General features: G+C 67.4%; 27 protein-coding genes. 1 reads left to right on the plus strand and 26 read right to left on the minus strand.

The genetic code is table 11. The features are described from left to right. Positions 1-17: 17 nt before the first annotated feature. Entirely contained in the window at positions 18-461 is a 444-nt protein-coding gene (gene rplM / locus EST54_RS12165) for a 50S ribosomal protein L13 (RefSeq protein WP_129247636.1), read from the minus strand. Positions 462-780: 319 nt separating this feature from the next. Then, positions 781-2,415, minus strand: coding sequence for an ABC-F family ATP-binding cassette domain-containing protein (locus EST54_RS12170; RefSeq protein ID WP_129247637.1), 1,635 nt, complete (start codon positions 2,413-2,415; stop codon positions 781-783). A 56-nt stretch (positions 2,416-2,471) separates the two neighbouring features. On the opposite strand from EST54_RS12170, the gene EST54_RS12175 reads away from it, so the two are divergent. Then, positions 2,472-3,344 (plus strand): hypothetical protein, encoded by an 873-nt coding sequence (locus tag EST54_RS12175; protein WP_129247638.1) that lies wholly within the window; start codon positions 2,472-2,474, stop codon positions 3,342-3,344. A 52-nt stretch (positions 3,345-3,396) separates the two neighbouring features. On the opposite strand, the gene truA is transcribed toward EST54_RS12175, so the two are convergent. From truA to rplP, 24 genes are all read right to left on the minus strand, one after another. Beyond that, complete coding sequence (gene truA / locus EST54_RS12180; protein ID WP_129247639.1) at positions 3,397-4,251, minus strand: tRNA pseudouridine(38-40) synthase TruA; 855 nt, start codon at positions 4,249-4,251, stop codon at positions 3,397-3,399. 149 nt (positions 4,252-4,400) lie between these two features. After that, positions 4,401-4,874 carry a 50S ribosomal protein L17 gene (rplQ, locus tag EST54_RS12185; RefSeq protein WP_129247640.1) on the minus strand — a complete coding sequence of 158 codons (474 nt, stop codon included), beginning with the start codon at positions 4,872-4,874 and terminating at the stop codon, positions 4,401-4,403. A gap of 190 nt (positions 4,875-5,064) precedes the next feature. Continuing rightward, positions 5,065-6,087, minus strand: a complete 1,023-nt coding sequence (locus EST54_RS12190; RefSeq protein ID WP_003956430.1) for a DNA-directed RNA polymerase subunit alpha — start codon at positions 6,085-6,087, stop codon at positions 5,065-5,067. 109 nt (positions 6,088-6,196) lie between these two features. After that, a complete protein-coding gene (rpsD, locus tag EST54_RS12195) occupies positions 6,197-6,823 on the minus strand; it encodes a 30S ribosomal protein S4 (protein WP_006604895.1) in 627 nt (208 codons plus the stop codon). 27 nt (positions 6,824-6,850) lie between these two features. Beyond that, entirely contained in the window at positions 6,851-7,255 is a 405-nt protein-coding gene (gene rpsK / locus EST54_RS12200) for a 30S ribosomal protein S11 (RefSeq protein ID WP_004571845.1), read from the minus strand. Positions 7,256-7,319: 64 nt separating this feature from the next. Beyond that, positions 7,320-7,700, minus strand: coding sequence for a 30S ribosomal protein S13 (gene rpsM, locus EST54_RS12205; protein ID WP_006604894.1), 381 nt, complete (start codon positions 7,698-7,700; stop codon positions 7,320-7,322). Positions 7,701-7,895: 195 nt separating this feature from the next. Continuing rightward, on the minus strand, positions 7,896-8,009 hold the full coding sequence (gene rpmJ / locus EST54_RS12210) for a 50S ribosomal protein L36 (protein ID WP_003956441.1): 114 nt from the start codon (positions 8,007-8,009) through the stop codon (positions 7,896-7,898). Between the two features lie 60 nt (positions 8,010-8,069). Further along, positions 8,070-8,291: a translation initiation factor IF-1 gene (gene infA / locus EST54_RS12215; RefSeq protein WP_003956442.1), complete on the minus strand. Its 222-nt coding sequence runs from the start codon at positions 8,289-8,291 to the stop codon at positions 8,070-8,072. A gap of 215 nt (positions 8,292-8,506) precedes the next feature. Further along, entirely contained in the window at positions 8,507-9,349 is an 843-nt protein-coding gene (map, locus tag EST54_RS12220; protein WP_129247641.1) for a type I methionyl aminopeptidase, read from the minus strand. A gap of 175 nt (positions 9,350-9,524) precedes the next feature. Then, positions 9,525-10,178 carry an adenylate kinase gene (locus EST54_RS12225; RefSeq protein WP_129247642.1) on the minus strand — a complete coding sequence of 218 codons (654 nt, stop codon included), beginning with the start codon at positions 10,176-10,178 and terminating at the stop codon, positions 9,525-9,527. Further along, on the minus strand, positions 10,178-11,491 hold the full coding sequence (gene secY / locus EST54_RS12230) for a preprotein translocase subunit SecY (protein WP_006604891.1): 1,314 nt from the start codon (positions 11,489-11,491) through the stop codon (positions 10,178-10,180). Before secY ends, EST54_RS12225 begins: the two co-directional genes overlap by 1 nt. 225 nt (positions 11,492-11,716) lie before the next feature. Beyond that, positions 11,717-12,172, minus strand: a complete 456-nt coding sequence (gene rplO, locus EST54_RS12235; protein WP_006604890.1) for a 50S ribosomal protein L15 — start codon at positions 12,170-12,172, stop codon at positions 11,717-11,719. 1 nt (position 12,173) lies between these two features. Then, positions 12,174-12,356, minus strand: coding sequence for a 50S ribosomal protein L30 (rpmD, locus tag EST54_RS12240; RefSeq protein WP_006604889.1), 183 nt, complete (start codon positions 12,354-12,356; stop codon positions 12,174-12,176). Then, the gene (gene rpsE / locus EST54_RS12245) at positions 12,356-12,958 is read right to left on the minus strand and encodes a 30S ribosomal protein S5 (RefSeq protein WP_006604888.1); all 603 of its coding nucleotides are present in this window, start codon (positions 12,956-12,958) and stop codon (positions 12,356-12,358) included. The genes rpmD and rpsE overlap by 1 nt, the downstream gene beginning before the upstream one ends. A 46-nt stretch (positions 12,959-13,004) precedes the next feature. Next, positions 13,005-13,388: a 50S ribosomal protein L18 gene (gene rplR / locus EST54_RS12250; RefSeq protein WP_129247643.1), complete on the minus strand. Its 384-nt coding sequence runs from the start codon at positions 13,386-13,388 to the stop codon at positions 13,005-13,007. 3 nt (positions 13,389-13,391) lie between these two features. Then, positions 13,392-13,931, minus strand: coding sequence for a 50S ribosomal protein L6 (gene rplF / locus EST54_RS12255; RefSeq protein ID WP_129247644.1), 540 nt, complete (start codon positions 13,929-13,931; stop codon positions 13,392-13,394). Between the two features lie 22 nt (positions 13,932-13,953). Then, entirely contained in the window at positions 13,954-14,352 is a 399-nt protein-coding gene (gene rpsH, locus EST54_RS12260) for a 30S ribosomal protein S8 (protein ID WP_006604885.1), read from the minus strand. Between the two features lie 240 nt (positions 14,353-14,592). Further along, positions 14,593-14,778 (minus strand): type Z 30S ribosomal protein S14, encoded by a 186-nt coding sequence (locus EST54_RS12270; protein WP_003956452.1) that lies wholly within the window; start codon positions 14,776-14,778, stop codon positions 14,593-14,595. Between the two features lie 5 nt (positions 14,779-14,783). After that, positions 14,784-15,344 (minus strand): 50S ribosomal protein L5, encoded by a 561-nt coding sequence (rplE, locus tag EST54_RS12275; protein ID WP_006604884.1) that lies wholly within the window; start codon positions 15,342-15,344, stop codon positions 14,784-14,786. Then, entirely contained in the window at positions 15,344-15,667 is a 324-nt protein-coding gene (rplX, locus tag EST54_RS12280; protein WP_006604883.1) for a 50S ribosomal protein L24, read from the minus strand. Before rplX ends, rplE begins: the two co-directional genes overlap by 1 nt. 3 nt (positions 15,668-15,670) lie before the next feature. Next, positions 15,671-16,039, minus strand: coding sequence for a 50S ribosomal protein L14 (gene rplN / locus EST54_RS12285; protein WP_003998823.1), 369 nt, complete (start codon positions 16,037-16,039; stop codon positions 15,671-15,673). Between the two features lie 104 nt (positions 16,040-16,143). Beyond that, the gene (rpsQ, locus tag EST54_RS12290; RefSeq protein WP_006604882.1) at positions 16,144-16,425 is read right to left on the minus strand and encodes a 30S ribosomal protein S17; all 282 of its coding nucleotides are present in this window, start codon (positions 16,423-16,425) and stop codon (positions 16,144-16,146) included. Beyond that, positions 16,425-16,649 carry a 50S ribosomal protein L29 gene (rpmC, locus tag EST54_RS12295; protein ID WP_004950453.1) on the minus strand — a complete coding sequence of 75 codons (225 nt, stop codon included), beginning with the start codon at positions 16,647-16,649 and terminating at the stop codon, positions 16,425-16,427. The genes rpsQ and rpmC overlap by 1 nt, the downstream gene beginning before the upstream one ends. Beyond that, the gene (rplP, locus tag EST54_RS12300; protein ID WP_006604880.1) at positions 16,649-17,068 is read right to left on the minus strand and encodes a 50S ribosomal protein L16; all 420 of its coding nucleotides are present in this window, start codon (positions 17,066-17,068) and stop codon (positions 16,649-16,651) included. Before rplP ends, rpmC begins: the two co-directional genes overlap by 1 nt. Positions 17,069-17,073: the final 5 nt, after the last annotated feature.

Consider the following 17,073-nt stretch of genomic DNA (forward strand, 5'->3'; position numbering starts at 1 on the left):
TTAGGGGGTGGCCGGACTTACTGCGCGACCTGGGTGATCTCGAACGGGACCGGCTGCTGCGCAGCGTGCGGGTGCTCGGCGCCCGCGTAGACCTTCAGCTTCGAGAGCATCTGACGGCCGAGGGTGTTCTTGGGGAGCATGCCCTTGATGGCCTTCTCGACGGCCTTCTCGGGGTTCTTGTCGAGCAGCTCGTCGTAGCGGACGGAGCGCAGACCACCCGGGAAGCCGGAGTGCCGGTAGGCCATCTTCTGGGTCCGCTTGTTGCCGGACAGGTGCACCTTGTCGGCGTTGACGATGATGACGAAGTCACCCGTGTCAACGTGGGGCGCGTAGACCGGCTTGTGCTTACCCCGCAGGAGGGACGCGGCCTGGGTGGCCAGGCGGCCCAGGACAACGTCCTGCGCGTCAATGATGTGCCACTGGCGCTGGACATCGCCGGGCTTGGGGCTGAACGTACGCACGTCTTAGCCTTCGCTTCTGAGTGAATGGGTCCTGTACTGGTCGCCCCGGCTGATCACACAGCAGGGCGGCTCTACGGGTGACGCAACCCGATCGTCCGCCGCTGGCCATCGGCCGACGGGACCGGCGTAAGGGCCCCTCACGTGAGATAGAGCAAGCCAATACGCATAACGAACTGGCAGAATACCGGGCCGTCCCCAGCGGGGTCAAAACACGCCCCGAACCGGCGTACGGTTCCGACCCCGCACGGGGCACGGTCACCGTCGGTATCGCCCATCCTACGGCGGGCACCCGCCGCCCGGTGCCCGCCGACCGCCCCCGCTACCGCTTCCGCTCCACCCGGCGCTCGTCCCACACGGGCTCGGCGGTCTCCCGCACCAGCCCGTCCGACCCGAACACCAGGAACCGGTCGAAGGCCTTCGCGAACCACCGGTCGTGCGTCACCGCCACCACCGTGCCCTCGTAGGCCTCCAGCCCCTCCTGCAGCGCCTCCGCCGACTCCAGGTCCAGGTTGTCCGTCGGCTCGTCGAGCAGGAGGGCGGTGGTGCCGGCCAGCTCCAGCAGCAGGATCTGGAAGCGGGCCTGCTGGCCGCCGGAGAGCCGCTCGAAGCGCTGCTCGGCCTGCTTCTCCAGCTCGTAGCGGCGCAGCGCCGACATGGCCTGGCCCTTGTCCCGGGCGTGCTCGGTCCACAGGATGTCGAGGAGGGTGCGGCCCAGCAGCTCGGGGTGAGCATGCGTCTGCGCGAAGTGACCGGGCACCACGCGGGCGCCCAGTTTCCAGCTGCCCGTATGGGCCACCGGGCTCTCCGTGTCCCCGGCCAGCAGCCGCAGGAAGTGCGATTTGCCGGAGCCGTTGGAGCCGAGGACCGCGACCCGCTCGCCGTAGAAGATCTCCAGGGAGAACGGCTTCATCAGGCCGGTGAGCTCCAGGTCCGCGCAGGTCACCGCCCGTACACCGGTCCGCCCGCCGCGCAGCCGCATCGTGATGTCCTGCTCCCGCGGCGGCTCCGGCGGCGGCCCGGCCTCCTCGAACTTCCGCAGCCGGGTCTGTGCCGCCGCATAGCGCGAGGCCAGCTCGTGGCTGATCGAGGCCGCCTGCCGCAGCGAGACCACCAGCTTCTTCAGCTGCGCATGCTTCTCGTCCCAGCGCCGCCGCAGCTCCTCGAAGCGCGCGAAGCGCTCCTTGCGCGCCTCGTGGTACGTGGCGAAGCCCCCGCCGTGCACCCAGACGTCGGAGCCCGCCGGCCCCGGCTCGACGCTGACGATCTTCTCCGCGGCGCGGGCCAGCAGCTCCCGGTCGTGGGAGACGAACAGCACCGTCTTCCGGGTCGCCCGCAGCTGCTCCTCCAGCCACCGCTTGCCGGGGACGTCCAGATAGTTGTCCGGCTCGTCCAGCAGCAGCACCTCGTCGGTGCCGCGCAGCAGCGACTCCAGCACCAGCCGCTTCTGCTCACCTCCGGACAGCGTGCGCACCTGCCGCCACTGCGCCTTCTCGTACGGCATCCCCAGGGCCGCCATGGTGCACATGTCCCAGACCGTCTCGGCCTCGTAGCCGCGCGCCTCGGCCCAGTCGCTGAGCGCCTGGGCATAGGCCATCTGCGCGGCCTCGTCGTCGCCCTCGGCGCTCATCATCGCCAGCTCGGCGGCGTCCACCGCCGCGGCCGCCTGCCTGATCCGCGGCTGCGCCACCGAAACCAGCAGGTCACGCACCGTACGGTCATCGCGTACGGAGCCCACGAACTGCGGCATCACGCCCAGCCCGCCGCTGACCGTGACCGCCCCGCCGTGCGGCTGCAGCTCCCCCGCGATCAGTCGCAGCAGCGTCGTCTTTCCCGCGCCGTTGGCCCCCACCAGTGCGACCGACGCGCCCTCCCCCACGCGGAAGGACACATCTCCCAGCAGGACCCTCCCGTCCGGCAGGTAGTACTCCAGATGCCCGGCCTCAAGATGTCCCATGAGCGGGATTGTCACCGGTCGTTCCGCGTTCCACCAACCCCATTAGGATGCGCGGCATGAGCTTTGGGCAAGGGGGGCCGTTCGACGGCCCCGGGGGTTCTTCGTCGTCCACTCCGGACTGGGGTGCACTCGCCGAGGAGAGCGAGGCACAGGCCCGCCGCAAACGCCGGCTGTGGATCGTCGGCGGTGCACTGGCGACCCTCGCGGTGGCCGGCATCGTCACCGTGGCCGTCATGGCCGGCAGCGGCGGTTCCCCGGGCGGCGGCGCGACGGCGTCGCCCACCGCGTCCGACCAGGCCGCGGCGCCGGACGACAAGCCGTCCTTCCCCGACGTGTCGGTGCCGCCCCCGCCGAACCCGCAGGACTACATCTCCGACCCCAAGAAGGACACCGCGCCGCTCACCCCGGCCACCCTCTTCCCGCAGAAGAGCATGGTCGTCGGCGAGCACACCTACCCGCGCACCAGCACCGCCAGCACCAAGGACTGCACCGCCGCCGCCCAGGGCGCGCTGGTCTCCTCGCTGTCCCACAACGGCTGCAAGCAGCTGCTGCGCGCCACGTACTCCAAGGGCGGCGTCGCGGTCACCCTCGGCGTCGCGGTCTTCGACTCGCCCGCCAGGGCCGCCAAGGTCATGAACGAGGGCAAGCCCAACCTGATGCCGCTGCCCGGCAACGGCGTCCCCTCGGACTTCTGCCAGGGCACCAAGTGCCGGATGGCGACCAATGCCACCGGCCGGTACGCCTACTTCACCATCGCCGGCTACCTCAACGGCAAGGACGTCACCGGCACCGAGACCAAGGCCCAGCAGATCGCCCGGGACGGCGGGGCCTACGCGTTCACGCAGATCACCCAGCGCGGCAAGGACCAGGCCGCGAAGGCCGCCGAGCGGCAGCTGAAGGAAGCCCAGCGGAAGGCCGGCCGGTCCTGACCCCGGCCACCGGGCCCGGCGGCGCCACCGCCGGGCCCGGCCACCCGCCGCCTCAGCAGCAGCCGGCCCCCGGCAGCGTCCGCTTGTTCCGCGCCTCCTGGTTGCGCGCCATCAGCAGCTCATCGGCCGGATAGCCGACCTCCTCCAGCGTCAGCCCGTGCGGCCGTACGACATGCACCGCGGAGTCCCGTACGCCCGCCGCGAGCACCTTCCCCGGCCAGTCCGGCGACCGGTGCCCGTCCCCGACGAACAGCATCGCCCCCACCAGCGACCGCACCATGTTGTGGCAGAAGGCGTCCGCCCGCACGGTCGCCGTGATGATCCCGTCCGCGCCCCGCTCCCAGCTGAGCTCCTGGAGGGTGCGGATCGTCGTCGCGCCCTCCCGCCGCTTGCAGTACGCCGCGAAGTCGTGCTCCCCCAGCAGCGGCCGCGACGCCTCGTTCATGGCGTCGACGTCCAGCTCCCAGTCGTGCCACAGCACATGGCTGCGCAGCAGCGGATCCACTCCCCCGTGGTGATCGGTCACCCGGTAGGCATAGCGCCGCCAGATCGCCGAGAACCGCGCGTTGAAGCCGTACGGCGCCTCGCCGACCCGCCACACCCGCACGTCCTTCGGCAGCCGCCCGGCCAGCCGCCGCAGCAGCTTGTCCGCATGCTCGGCCCACACCTCCGCCGGCAGGTCCACGTGCGCCACCTGGCCCCGCGCATGCACCCCCGCGTCCGTCCGCCCGGCGACGGTGAGCTCATAGGTCTCCTTGGACCGCGTCACCGTCCGCAGCGCGTCCTCGATCTCCGCCTGCACCGTCCGCCGGCCGCCGGCCTGCTTGGCCCACCCGGAAAACTCCGCTCCGTCGTACGACAGATCCAGCCGCACCCGTACGAACCCGGGCTCCACTTCGTCACTCACGACAGCAATCCTCCCTCACCCCCCGGGCGGGCCGTTCCCCCCGGGCACGCCGGCCGGGCACCCGCACCCCGCGGCACCGGCCGCACGCCCCGGGCACACGAAAGCGGGCCCGCCCCGAAGGGCGGACCCGCTCACCGCGAGACGGAGCCTCAGGCGTCCTTGGACTCCTCGGCCGGAGCCTCGGTGGCCTCCGCGGCAGCCTCGGCGTCCTTGGCCGCACGCTTGGTCGCGGCCTCGGCCTCACCGGTGGCCTGCTGGGCCACGGTCAGCGCCTCCACCAGCTCGATGACGGCCATGGGCGCGTTGTCGCCACGGCGGTTACCGATCTTGGTGATACGGGTGTAGCCACCCGGGCGGTTCTCGAACCGCGGGGCGATCTCGGTGAACAGCGTGTGGACGACGCTCTTGTCCGAGATCAGCTGCATGACCTGGCGGCGGTTGTGCAGGTCCGCCTTCTTCGCCTTGGTCACCAGGCGCTCCGCGTACGGACGCAGACGGCGGGCCTTGGCCTCGGTCGTCGTGATGCGGCCGTGCTCGAAGAGAGCGGTGGCCAGGTTGCGCAGCATCAGACGCTCGTGCGCGGCGCTGCCGCCCAGACGGGCACCCTTGGTGGGCTTCGGCATTTCCTTCTCCTTGGTATCTGCCCCGGCCGTATCAGGTACCGAGGTCAGGACCCGGTGAGCGGTTGCTCACCGGCAACAACCAGCGCCCCGTGAGGGGCGCGGGGCTGCGAAGACCTTGCTGCTCCGCAGCATGGGCGCGACCCGCCACAGCGGGCCGCGCAGTCACAATCCGGCTGTCTCGACCGAGCTCTCAGTACTGCTCGGTCTCGACGAAGCCCGCATCCGCGTCGTCGTCCGCGCCGAAGGCGTCCGCCGCGGCGGTCGGGTCGAATCCGGGCGGGCTGTCCTTGAGCGCCAGGCCCATGCCGGCCAGCTTCGCCTTGACCTCGTCGATCGACTTCGCACCGAAGTTGCGGATGTCGAGCAGGTCGGCCTCGGAGCGCGCCACGAGCTCACCCACGGAGTGGATGCCCTCACGCTTGAGGCAGTTGTACGAGCGGACCGTGAGCTCCAGCTCCTCGATCGGCAGCGCCAGGTCGGCAGCGAGGGCGGCGTCCGTGGGGGACGGGCCCATGTCGATGCCCTCGGCGTCGATGTTGAGCTCGCGCGCCAGACCGAACAGCTCGACCAGGGTCTTACCGGCCGACGCCATGGCGTCACGCGGGCGCATGGCCTGCTTGGTCTCGACGTCGACGATCAGCTTGTCGAAGTCGGTGCGCTGCTCGACACGGGTCGCCTCGACCTTGTAGGTGACCTTGAGCACCGGCGAGTAGATGGAGTCGACCGGGATACGGCCGATCTCCTGGCCCACCTGCTTGTTCTGGACGGCGGAGACGTAGCCGCGACCGCGCTCGACGGTCAGCTCCATCTCCAGCTTGCCCTTGCCGTTGAGGGTGGCGAGGACCAGGTCGGGGTTGTGCACCTCGACACCGGCCGGCGGCGCGATGTCCGCGGCGGTGACCAGACCCGGGCCCTGCTTGCGCAGGTACATCACGACGGGCTCGTCGTGCTCCGAGGAGACGACCAGCTGCTTGATGTTCAGGATGAGGTCGGTGACGTCCTCCTTGACGCCCGGCACGGTGGTGAACTCGTGCAGGACACCGTCGATCCGGATGCTGGTCACCGCAGCACCGGGGATCGAGGAGAGGAGGGTACGACGCAGGGAGTTACCGAGGGTGTAGCCGAAGCCCGGCTCCAGCGGCTCGATCACGAACCGGGAGCGGTATTCGTCGACGACCTCTTCGGTCAACGAGGGACGCTGAGCAATCAGCATGGTGTTCGATCCTTCAGTCGTGGACGCCCGCTATTTGACGCCCGCTGTACTGACAAGGGTACGGGCGGCACGGCGCAAAACGCTCCGTACCGCCCCCACCGGTCAGCTCTTACTTGGAGTAGAGCTCAACGATCAGCTGCTCCTGCACCTGGGTGTCGATCACCTGGCGCTCGGGCATGCTGTGCACGAGGATCCGCAGGTTCGACGGAATCGCTTCCAGCCAGGCCGGAACCGTCTTCTCGCCGGCCTCGGCCTTGGCCACCTCGAAGGGGGTCAGGTTCCGAGAGCCCTCGCGGACCTCGACGATGTCGTTCACGGACACACGAGCCGACGGGATGTCGGTCTTGCGGCCGTTCACGTTGATGTGTCCGTGACGGACCAGCTGACGGGCGTGGTCGCGGGACTTGGCAAAGCCGGCCCGGTAGACCACGTTGTCGAGGCGGGTCTCAAGGATGCGCAGAAGGTTCTCACCGGTCTTGCCGGTCTTCTGGTTCGCTTCCTTGTAGTAGTTCACGAACTGCTTCTCAAGGACACCGTAGATACGGCTGCACTTCTGCTTCTCACGAAGCTGGAGCAGGTACTCGCTGTCCTTGGTGCGCCCGCGACCGTGCTCACCCGGGGGGTAAGGACGGATCTCGATCGGGCACTTCGCGCTCTCGCACTTGCTCCCCTTGAGGAAGAGCTTCTGCTTCTCCCGACGGCAACGCTTGCAGTCGGCCCCGGTGTAACGCGCCATTGTCTAGTTGTCTCCTACTTCAGGTGGTCAGACGCGGCGACGCTTGGGCGGGCGGCATCCGTTGTGCGGGGTGGGGGTGACGTCCTGGATCGAACCGACCTCAAGGCCGGTGGCCTGGAGGGAGCGGATCGCGGTCTCACGGCCGGAGCCGGGACCCTTGACGAAGACGTCGACCTTGCGCATGCCGTGCTCCTGCGCGCGGCGGGCGGCCGACTCGGCGGCCATCTGCGCGGCGAAGGGGGTGGACTTGCGCGAGCCCTTGAAGCCGACGTGGCCGGCCGAGGCCCAAGAGATCACGTTGCCCGTGGGGTCCGTGATCGAGACGATCGTGTTGTTGAACGTGCTCTTGATGTGAGCGTGCCCGTGGGCGACGTTCTTCTTCTCCTTGCGGCGCACCTTCTTGGCGCCGGCCGTACGGCCCTTCGGAGGCATTCATTACTCCCGTGGAGGTGGTCGGTCCTACAGCGAAGACCGCTGGTGAGCGTCCTGCTGAGGACTACTTCTTGCCCGGCTTCTTCTTGCCGGCGATCGCGCGACGCGGGCCCTTGCGGGTACGGGCGTTCGTGCTGGTGCGCTGACCGTGCACCGGCAGACCGCGGCGGTGACGCAGACCCTGGTAGCAGCCGATCTCGACCTTGCGGCGGATGTCGGCCTGGATCTCGCGACGGAGGTCACCCTCGGTCTTGAGGTTGTTGTCCACGTACTCGCGGATCTTGACGAGGTCTTCCTCGGCCAGGTCGCGAACACGGGTGTCCGGGTTCACGCCGGTGGCGGCGAGAGTCTGCTGCGACAGCGTCCGCCCGATACCGAAGACGTAGGTGAGGGCGACCTCCACGCGCTTTTCGCGCGGGAGATCAACGCCTGCGAGGCGTGCCATTGATGTGGCTCCTGATGGCTATTCGGAGGTCTTCCGCAGCACCGTTCCCGTAAGACTCTGCAGAATTACGAGCCGGGTCCCCGGCCTCCGAGCCGGGGGTGTCGTCCCACGCGAGAAGTGCGGGGGTCGGGTGACTGCGTATGTACGTGTGTGCTTGCGTCGCGCGAACTGCGAAATGCAGGTGGTCGGCGTGCGTCAGCCCTGGCGCTGCTTGTGGCGCAGGTTGTCGCAGATGACCATGACCCGGCCGTGGCGGCGGATCACCTTGCACTTGTCGCAGATCTTCTTGACGCTCGGCTTGACCTTCATGGGATGTGAGGTTCTCCGGGTCAGTGCCGTCACCCCACGGGAGCGGGGCGCCGACAAGATCTACTTGTAGCGGTAGACGATCCGGCCACGCGTCAGGTCGTAGGGAGAGAGCTCCACGACGACCCGGTCATCCGGGAGGATACGGATGTAGTGCATCCGCATCTTGCCGCTGATGTGCGCGAGGACCTTGTGACCGTTCTGGAGCTCCACCTTGAACATGGCGTTCGGGAGGGACTCGATCACGGTGCCCTCGATTTCGATGGCACCTTGCTTCTTGGCCACGCTTCGCCCTTCGAATCGGCTACCTTGATCGACTCCCTTTCAACCGTGACCTCTGTAGACAGGCATACGGATGCACGAGAGCCGACGCGTCAGTCTACGTCAGCGCCTACGAAAAGACGAATCCAGAAGTATTGCCCACGGCACGTGATCCTTACGCGCCAAGGGCGCGGCGCGCTCCGGGCCGCGGCGCACACGAGGGGGCCGCGCCCGCTTCCTTAGGCCCCTGCGGCGGGGTCGGGCGCCGCCGTGATCCCCAGCTCGGCCAGCTTGGCCTTGCCGCCGTCCGGCGCGGTGAGCACCAGCGGGCCGTCCTCGGTCAGCGCGACCGAGTGCTCCCAGTGCGAGGACCAGCTGCCGTCGTTCGACTTGACCGTCCAGTCGTCGTCGAGGACGTGGGTCTTGGCCGTGCCGAGATTGACCATCGGCTCGATCGCGATGCAGAAGCCGGGCACCAGCTTGGGGCCGCGGCCGCGCTTGCGGTCGACGTAATTCAGCAGATGCGGGTCCATGTGCATCTGCGAGCCGATGCCGTGGCCGCCGTAGTCCTCGACGATGCCGTACTTGCCGCTGGCGGGACGGGGCTGGCGGCGGATGTAGCCCTCGATGGCCTTGGAGATGTCGACCAGCCGGTTACCCTTCGCGACCGCGGCGATACCGGCCCACATGGACTCCTCGGTGACCCGGCTCAGCTCGACCAGCTCCGCCGAGTGACCGGAGCCGACGAAGGCGGTGTACGCGGCGTCGCCGTGCCAGCCGTCGATGATCGCGCCGCAGTCGATGGAGATGATGTCGCCGTCCCGCAGCACCGTCTCGGCGTCGGGGATGCCGTGGACCACGACGTCGTTCACCGAGGTGCAGATCGTCGCGGGGAAGCCGCCGTAACCGAGGAAGTTCGACTTCGCTCCGTGCTCGGCGAGCACCTTGCGGGCCGCGTCGTCCAGGTCCTTGGTCGTGGCGCCCGGCACCGCGACCTCCCGGGTCGCCGCGTGGATGGCGGCGACCACCAGCCCCGCCTCGCGCATCTTCGCGATCTGCTCGGGGGTCTTGATCTCCACCATTACGGCCTTCCTTTGCGGCTGGGCCGCCGCCGCTCCCGCGGAGGTGGCCGACCGCCGCTGTGTCTCACTCGATGGTCGCTGCCTACGGTAACCGGTCCGGAGCCGGGCGGCCCCACCCCGGATACGCCGCGGCCGCGGTACCCCGTAAGGGCACCGCGGCCGTGCGGCCTGCTGCTTATGCGCCGCGCTGGAGGGCGTCCATCGAGCGCTTGGTGACCTCTTCGACCTTGCCGAGGGCCGGGATCGTGACGACCAGATCCTGGTCCTTGTAGTAGTCGATGATCGGCTCGGTCTCCGTGTGGTAGACCTCCAGCCGCTTGCGGACGGTCTCCTCACGGTCGTCGTCCCGCTGGTACAGCTCGCCACCGCAGACGTCACAGACGCCCTCGGCCTTGGGCTTGTTGTACTCGGCGTGGAAGACGTGGCTGGAGTCGTTGCGGCAGATGCGCCGACCGGCGATCCGCTTGACGACCTCCTCCTCGGGGACCTCCAGGTCCAAAACGGCGTCCAGCGTGAGGCCGTTGTTCTTGAGGTACTCGTCCAGCGCCTCGGCCTGGCCGAGGTTCCGCGGGAAGCCGTCCAGGAGGAAACCCCCGGCGGCGTCGGCCTGTTCCATACGGGCTTCGGCCATCCCGATGGTCACCGAGTCGGGGACCAGATTGCCGGCGTCCATGTACGACTTCGCCTCGACACCCAGGGGCGTGCCCTGACTGATGTTGGCACGGAACAGGTCCCCCGTGGAGATGTGCGGGATCGCGAGGTTCTTGGCAAGGTACGCAGCCTGCGTACCCTTGCCGGCCCCCGGGGGTCCGACGAGGACGATTCGCATCAGCGGAGGAACCCTTCGTAGTTGCGCTGCTGAAGCTGGCTCTCGATCTGCTTCACGGTCTCCAGGCCCACACCCACGATGATGAGGATGCTCGTCCCGCCGAACGGGAAGTTCTGGTTCGCGTTGAAAAGCACCAACGCCACTGTTGGTACGAGCGCGATCAGCCCCAGGTACAGCGAGCCCGGCCACGTGATCCGGTTGAGCACGTAGCTGAGGTACTCGGCCGTCGGGCGACCAGCCCGGATACCCGGGATGAAGCCACCATACTTCTTCATGTTGTCGGCAACTTCTTCGGGGTTGAAGCTGATGGCGACGTAGAAGAACGCGAAGAACACGATCAGCAGGAAGTACGTAACGATGTAAACGGGGTGATTTCCCTTGGTGAAGTTGGTGGCGATCCACGTCGCCCATGCCGCCTTCGACCCGCTGAACTGTGCAACGAGGGCTGGAATGTAGAGCAGCGATGACGCGAAGATGACGGGAATCACACCCGCCTGGTTCACCTTGAGCGGGATGTACGTGGACGTGCCGCCATAGGACCGGCGGCCGATCATCCGCTTCGCGTACTGCACGGGAATACGCCGCTGAGCCTGCTCGACGAAGACCACCAGGGCGACCATCGCCAGACCGACCGCGATCACCGCGAAGAACTCGATCCAGCCGTCGGCCAGCTTGCCGGTGAGCTTGATCTGCCACAGGGCGCCCGGGAAGCCGGCGGCGATCGAGATGAACATCAGGATCGACATGCCGTTGCCGATACCGCGGTCGGTGACGAGCTCACCGAGCCACATGATCAGGCCGGTGCCGGCGGTCATCGTGATGACCATGGTGATGGTGGTGAAGATCGAGTCGCTGGGCACGATCTCACTGGCGACGGGGCAGCTCTGGAAGAGCGCACCGCTGCGGGCGGTGGCCACCAGGCCGGTGCCCTGCAGGATGGCGAGCGCCACGGTCAGATAGCGGGTGTACTGGGTGATCTTCGCCTGGCCGGACTGCCCCTCTTTCTTGAGGGCTTCCAGCCGCGGAATCACCACGGTCAGCAGCTGGAGGATGATGCTCGCCGTGATGTACGGCATGATCCCCAGCGCGAAGATCGTGATCTGCAGCAGCGCACCACCGCTGAACATGTTCACCAGGGCGAACAATCCGCTGTTGCCGCCGGCCTGCTTCATGCAGGTCTCGACGTTCGCGTAGTTCACCCCGGGGACCGGGACATGGGCGCCGATCCGGTAGAGCACGATGATGCCCAACGTGAACAGCAGCTTCTTGCGCAGGTCGGGCGTCTTGAACGCTCGGGCGAACGCGGTGAGCACGGTGCCTCCTGCGCCTCCCGCCTTGAATGCGGGAGGTGACGGTCTTGAGGATCGACGAATAGTGAGCGGCCGAGCCACGCGGACACGGCCCACGCGGCGGGGACCGGGGCCCGGGGCCCCGGAAAAAACGGTCCATGCCACCTTACCGGCGACGGAACCCCCGTGGAACGACCAACCGGGGATGCCCCATTCGCTGGGCATCCCCGGTCAGTTGAAGCAACGAACTCAGATGAGCTCGGTGACGGTGCCGCCGGCAGCGGCGATCTTCTCCTTGGCGGAGCCGGAAACGGCGTCAACCGAAACCTGCAGCGCCACGGAGACCTCGCCCTGGCCCAGGACCTTGACGAGCTCGTTCTTGCGCACCGCGCCCTTGGCGACCAGGTCGGCCACCGTGACCTCGCCACCCTGCGGGTAGAGCTCGGCCAGCTTGGCCAGGTTCACGACCTGGAACTGCTTGTGGGCGGGGTTCTTGAAGCCCTTCAGCTTCGGGAGGCGCATGTGGAGGGGCATCTGCCCACCCTCGAAGCGCTCCGGAACCTGGTAACGGGCCTTCGTGCCCTTGGTACCACGACCAGCGGTCTTACCCTTGGACGCCTCACCACGACCGACACGGGTCTTGGCGGTCTTGGCGCCCGGGGCGGGCCGGAGGTTGTGGACCTTCAGCGGGTTGTTCTCCGCCATGTCAGTCGACCTCCTCAACCGTCACGAGGTGGCGGACGGTGTGCACCATGCCGCGGAACTCGGGGCGGTCCTCCTTGACAACCACGTCGTTGAGCCGCTTGAGGCCCAGCGAACGGAGGGTGTCGCGGTGGTTCTGCTTGCTACCGATGTAGGACTTCGTCTGCGTGATCTTGAGGTGCGCCATTACGCGGTCACCCCAGCACGCGCCCGCAGCAGAGCGGCGGGAGCAACGTCCTCCAGCGGCAGGCCACGACGGGCCGCGATCTCCTCGGGGCGCTGCAGGCCCTGAAGCGCGGTCACCGTGGCGTGCACGATGTTGATCGGGTTCGACGAGCCGAGCGACTTGCTCAGCACGTCGTGGATGCCCGCGCACTCCAGAACGGCACGCACGGGGCCACCGGCGATCACACCGGTACCGGGGGAAGCCGGCTTGAGCAGGACGACGCCCGCAGCCTTCTCACCCTGGATGGGGTGCGGGATGGTGCCCTGGATACGGGGGACCTTGAAGAAGTTCTTCTTGGCCTCTTCCACGCCCTTGGCGATGGCAGCCGGAACTTCCTTGGCCTTGCCGTAACCGACACCTACGGTGCCGTCACCGTCGCCCACCACGACCAGCGCGGTGAAGCTGAAGCGACGACCACCCTTGACAACCTTGGCGACGCGGTTGATCGCGACAACGCGCTCAACGTACGCGGTCTTCTCGGCGGCAGCGCCACCGTCGCGACCCTTCCGGTCCCGCCGCTCGCCGCCACCGGCACCGCTCCCGCGGCGCTGGGGTCCAGCCATTGGATTTACCTCTCTCTGTTACGTCCGCTAGCTCCGGAACCGGGGCTTAGAACTTCAGCCCGGCTTCGCGGGCGGCGTCGGCCAGAGCGGCAATCCGCCCGGCGTACTGCTTGCCACCACGGTCGAACACGACGGCCTCGACACCGGCGGCCTTGGCACGCTCAGCGACCAGGGAGCCGACCTTCTGGGCCTGGGCGCTCTTGTCGCCCTCGCCACCACGGATCGACGCGTCCAGGCTCGACGCCGAGGCCAGCGTGTGGCCCTTGATGTCGTCGATGACCTGCGCGGTGATGCCACGGTTGGTCCGCGTCACCACCAGACGCGGACGCTCCGGGGTACCCGAAATCCGCTTGCGGATGCGGATGTGGCGACGCTTGGCGGCGGCGCGCTTGTAGGCGTCACCCTTCGCGATCTTCACACCGTATGCCATGGCTTACTTACCAGCCTTTCCGACCTTGCGGCGGATGACCTCGCCGGCGTACTTGACGCCCTTGGCCTTGTACGGGTCAGGCTTGCGCAGCTTGCGGATGTTCGCCGCCACCTCGCCGACCTTCTGCTTGTCGATCCCCTCGACGGTGAGCTTGGTCGGGGACTCGACCTTGAAGGAGATGCCCTCGGGCGCCTCGACGACGATGGGGTGGCTGTAGCCCAGCGCGAACTCCAGGTTGGAGCCCTTCGCCTGGACGCGGTAGCCGACACCGCTGATCTCGAGCGCCTTGCTGTGCCCCTGGGTCACGCCGGTGATCATGTTCGCCACCAGCGTGCGGGACAGGCCGTGCAGGGCCTTGTTCTGACGCTCGTCGTTCGGGCGGGAGACGTTGATCACGCCTTCCTCACCCTTGGCGACCTCGATGGGCGCCGAGACGGTGAGCGAGAGGGAACCCTTGGGGCCCTTCACCGCGACCGTGCGGCCCTCGATGGTGACGTCCACACCAGCAGGAACCTGGATGGGCAGCTTGCCAATACGCGACATTAGCTATTCCTCCGTTCCCTGGTTACCAGACGTAGGCGAGGACTTCCCCACCCACGCCCTTCTTGCTGGCCTGCTGGCCGGTCAGGAGACCGTGGGACGTGGAGATGATCGCCACGCCCAGGCCGCCGAGGACCTTCGGCAGGTTGGTGGACTTTGCGTAGACCCGGAGGCCCGGCTTCGAGATCCGCTTGATGCCGGCGATCGAGCGCTCGCGGTTCGGGCCGAACTTCAGCTCGAGGACGAGGTTCTTGCCAACCTCTGCGTCCTCGACACGCCAGCCGGTGATGTAACCCTCCTGCTGGAGGATCTCCGCGATGTGCGACTTGATCTTGCTGTGCGGCATCACGACGGTGTCGTGGTACGCCGAGTTCGCGTTCCGCAGACGGGTCAGCATGTCTGCGATGGGATCAGTCATGGTCATGAATTGGCCTTCGGCCTCTCTCGCCGGGGTTTCCTATGTGCGCCATCCCTCTCCCCGATCAGAGTCGGGACGGGTGCGGCGCGGGGACCTACGGCGTAGTAAGCGACGTTATGCGGGCTCGGCCCGCGGTCGGTCTCGGGCGGCGAGGCGCCCAAACCCTTCCAGCCTACGGGACAGAAGGGGCGGGGCGCCCGCCGACCGAATGCTTACCGAGAGCTTCCAGTCATCCCAACTAAGGGATTACCAGGAGCTCTTGGTCACGCCCGGCAGCTCGCCACGGTGAGCCATCTCACGAAGGCACACGCGGCACAGGCCGAACTTGCGGTAGACGGAGTGCGGACGGCCGCAGCGCTGGCAGCGCGTGTACGCACGCACACCGAACTTCGGCTTGCGAGCAGCCTTGGCAATCAGAGCCTTCTTCGCCATCTCGCTCACGCCTCCTTGAACGGGAAGCCGAGGTGACGAAGGAGGGCGCGGCCCTCGTCGTCGTTGGTCGCCGTGGTGACCACGGTGATGTCCATACCCCGGGTGCGGTCGATCTTGTCCTGGTCGATCTCGTGGAACATGACCTGCTCCGTGAGACCGAAGGTGTAGTTGCCCCGGCCGTCGAACTGCTTCGGGGACAGACCACGGAAGTCGCGGATGCGCGGGAGCGCGAGCGACAGCAGACGGTCCAGGAACTCCCACATGCGGTCACCGCGGAGGGTGACGTGGGCACCGATCGGCTGGCCCTCACGCAGCTTGAACTGCGCGATGGACTTACGGGCCTTGGTGACGGCCGGCTTCTGGCCGGTGATCGTGGTGAGGTCGCGGATGGCGCCCTCGATCAGCTTGGAGTCGCGGGCGGCGTCGCCCACACCCATGTTGACCACGATCTTGGTCAGACCGGGGATCTGCATGACGTTCTCGAGCGAGAACTCGTCCTTCAGCTTCCCGGCGATCTCTTCGCGGTAGCGCGTCTTGAGACGCGGCGCGTTGGTGGTGGCAGTCATCAGATGTCCTCACCGGTCCGCTTGGCAACGCGGATCTTGTTGCCCTCGTCGTCGAAGCGGTATCCGACGCGGGTGACGACCTTGTTCCCGTCCTTCTCCACGACCAGCTGAACGTTGCTGACGTGGACAGGGGCCTCGGTCGTCACGATGCCGCCGGTCTTCGACCCACGAGCGGTCTGTCCGGCCTTGGTGTGCTTCTTGACCCGGTTGACACCCTCGACCAGGACGCGGTCCTCGCGGGGGAAGGCCTGGATGACCTTGCCCTGCTTGCCCTTGTCCTTACCGGTGATGACCTGGACCAGGTCGCCCTTCTTGATCTTCATCGGTTACAGCACCTCCGGCGCGAGCGAGATGATCTTCATGAACTTCTTCTCGCGCAGCTCCCGGCCCACGGGGCCGAAGATGCGGGTGCCGCGGGGGTCGCCATCGTTCTTGAGGATGACGGCCGCGTTCTCGTCGAAGCGGATGTACGAGCCGTCCGGACGGCGGCGCTCCTTGACGGTGCGAACGATGACCGCCTTGACGACGTCACCCTTCTTCACGTTGCCACCGGGGATCGCATCCTTGACGGTGGCGACGATGACGTCACCGATGCCCGCGTAGCGGCGACCGGAACCACCGAGAACACGGATGCAAAGGATCTCCTTCGCACCAGTGTTGTCGGCGACACGCAGTCGCGACTCCTGCTGGATCACGTCTATCTCCTGAATGTCTGCCGGTTCCCGGCGAGAAGCGCGCGTGCTGCGCGCCTCTCGCCGAGCCTGGCGGAACTGTTCCTAGGGGGTCCCCCTAGGAGGGATTACTTGGCCTTCTCGAGGATCTCGACGATGCGCCAGCGCTTGGTGGCGGACAGCGGCCGGGTCTCCATCAGGAGGACGCGGTCGCCGACGCCGGCAGCGTTCTGCTCGTCGTGCGCCTTGAGCTTGTTGGTACGGCGGATGACCTTGCCGTACAGCGCGTGCTTGACGCGGTCCTCGACAGCGACGACGACGGTCTTGTCCATCTTGTCGCTGACGACGAGACCCTCACGGGTCTTGCGGAAACCGCGCTCGTTCGTCTCAGTCACATTCTTCTCGCTCATCAGGCGCTCTCCACCGTCTCGATGCCCAGCTCGCGCTCACGCATCAGGGTGTAGATCCGGGCGATGTCCTTGCGGACGGCCTTCAGCCGGCCGTGGTTCTCGAGCTGTCCGGTCGCCGCCTGGAAGCGGAGGTTGAACAGCTCCTCCTTGGCCTCACGCAGCTTGGCAACGAGGTCCTCGTTGTTCAGCTCGCGCAGCTCGGTCGCCTTGGTACCGGCCGCCATCACGACTCACCTGCCTCGCGCCGCACGATGCGGCACTTCATCGGAAGCTTGTGGGCGGCGCGGGTCAGCGCCTCCTTGGCAACCTTTTCGTTCGGGAAGGACAGCTCGAACATCACCCGACCGGGCTTGACGTTCGCGACCCACCACTCCGGAGAACCCTTACCGGAACCCATGCGGGTTTCGGCCGGCTTCTTCGTCAGCGGACGGTCGGGGTAGATGTTGATCCACACCTTGCCGCCACGCTTGATGTGACGGGTCATGGCGATACGAGCGGACTCGATCTGCCGGTTCGTCACGTAGGCCGGGGTGACGGCCTGGATTCCGTACTCACCGAAGGCCAGCTCGGTGCCACCCTTGGCCATGCCACTGCGCTTCGGGTGGTGCTGCTTGCGGTGCTTGACCCTGCGAGGGATCAGCATGTCGG

The sequence above is a fragment of the Streptomyces sioyaensis genome (assembly GCF_004122735.1).
GTDB lineage: Bacteria > Actinomycetota > Actinomycetes > Streptomycetales > Streptomycetaceae > Streptomyces > Streptomyces sioyaensis.

Excerpts from the sequence above, each read along its gene's own strand:
- EST54_RS12170 (WP_129247637.1), bottom strand. The coding sequence starts at position 2,415 with ATGGGACATCTTGAGGCCGGGCATCTGGAGTACTACCTGCCGGACGGG.
- EST54_RS12175 (WP_129247638.1), top strand. The coding sequence starts at position 2,472 with ATGAGCTTTGGGCAAGGGGGGCCGTTCGACGGCCCCGGGGGTTCTTCG.
- rplQ (WP_129247640.1), bottom strand. The coding sequence starts at position 4,874 with ATGCCGAAGCCCACCAAGGGTGCCCGTCTGGGCGGCAGCGCCGCGCAC.
- EST54_RS12190 (WP_003956430.1), bottom strand. The coding sequence starts at position 6,087 with ATGCTGATTGCTCAGCGTCCCTCGTTGACCGAAGAGGTCGTCGACGAA.
- rpsD (WP_006604895.1), bottom strand. The coding sequence starts at position 6,823 with ATGGCGCGTTACACCGGGGCCGACTGCAAGCGTTGCCGTCGGGAGAAG.
- rpsK (WP_004571845.1), bottom strand. The coding sequence starts at position 7,255 with ATGCCTCCGAAGGGCCGTACGGCCGGCGCCAAGAAGGTGCGCCGCAAG.
- rpsM (WP_006604894.1), bottom strand. The coding sequence starts at position 7,700 with ATGGCACGCCTCGCAGGCGTTGATCTCCCGCGCGAAAAGCGCGTGGAG.
- rpmJ (WP_003956441.1), bottom strand. The coding sequence starts at position 8,009 with ATGAAGGTCAAGCCGAGCGTCAAGAAGATCTGCGACAAGTGCAAGGTG.
- map (WP_129247641.1), bottom strand. The coding sequence starts at position 9,349 with ATGGTGGAGATCAAGACCCCCGAGCAGATCGCGAAGATGCGCGAGGCG.
- EST54_RS12225 (WP_129247642.1), bottom strand. The coding sequence starts at position 10,178 with ATGCGAATCGTCCTCGTCGGACCCCCGGGGGCCGGCAAGGGTACGCAG.
- rplO (WP_006604890.1), bottom strand. The coding sequence starts at position 12,172 with ATGGCGGAGAACAACCCGCTGAAGGTCCACAACCTCCGGCCCGCCCCG.
- rpmD (WP_006604889.1), bottom strand. The coding sequence starts at position 12,356 with ATGGCGCACCTCAAGATCACGCAGACGAAGTCCTACATCGGTAGCAAG.
- rpsE (WP_006604888.1), bottom strand. The coding sequence starts at position 12,958 with ATGGCTGGACCCCAGCGCCGCGGGAGCGGTGCCGGTGGCGGCGAGCGG.
- rplR (WP_129247643.1), bottom strand. The coding sequence starts at position 13,388 with ATGGCATACGGTGTGAAGATCGCGAAGGGTGACGCCTACAAGCGCGCC.
- rplF (WP_129247644.1), bottom strand. The coding sequence starts at position 13,931 with ATGTCGCGTATTGGCAAGCTGCCCATCCAGGTTCCTGCTGGTGTGGAC.
- rpsH (WP_006604885.1), bottom strand. The coding sequence starts at position 14,352 with ATGACCATGACTGATCCCATCGCAGACATGCTGACCCGTCTGCGGAAC.
- EST54_RS12270 (WP_003956452.1), bottom strand. The coding sequence starts at position 14,778 with ATGGCGAAGAAGGCTCTGATTGCCAAGGCTGCTCGCAAGCCGAAGTTC.
- rplE (WP_006604884.1), bottom strand. The coding sequence starts at position 15,344 with ATGACTGCCACCACCAACGCGCCGCGTCTCAAGACGCGCTACCGCGAA.
- rplX (WP_006604883.1), bottom strand. The coding sequence starts at position 15,667 with ATGAAGATCAAGAAGGGCGACCTGGTCCAGGTCATCACCGGTAAGGAC.
- rpsQ (WP_006604882.1), bottom strand. The coding sequence starts at position 16,425 with ATGAGCGAGAAGAATGTGACTGAGACGAACGAGCGCGGTTTCCGCAAG.
- rpmC (WP_004950453.1), bottom strand. The coding sequence starts at position 16,649 with ATGGCGGCCGGTACCAAGGCGACCGAGCTGCGCGAGCTGAACAACGAG.
- rplP (WP_006604880.1), bottom strand. The coding sequence starts at position 17,068 with ATGCTGATCCCTCGCAGGGTCAAGCACCGCAAGCAGCACCACCCGAAG.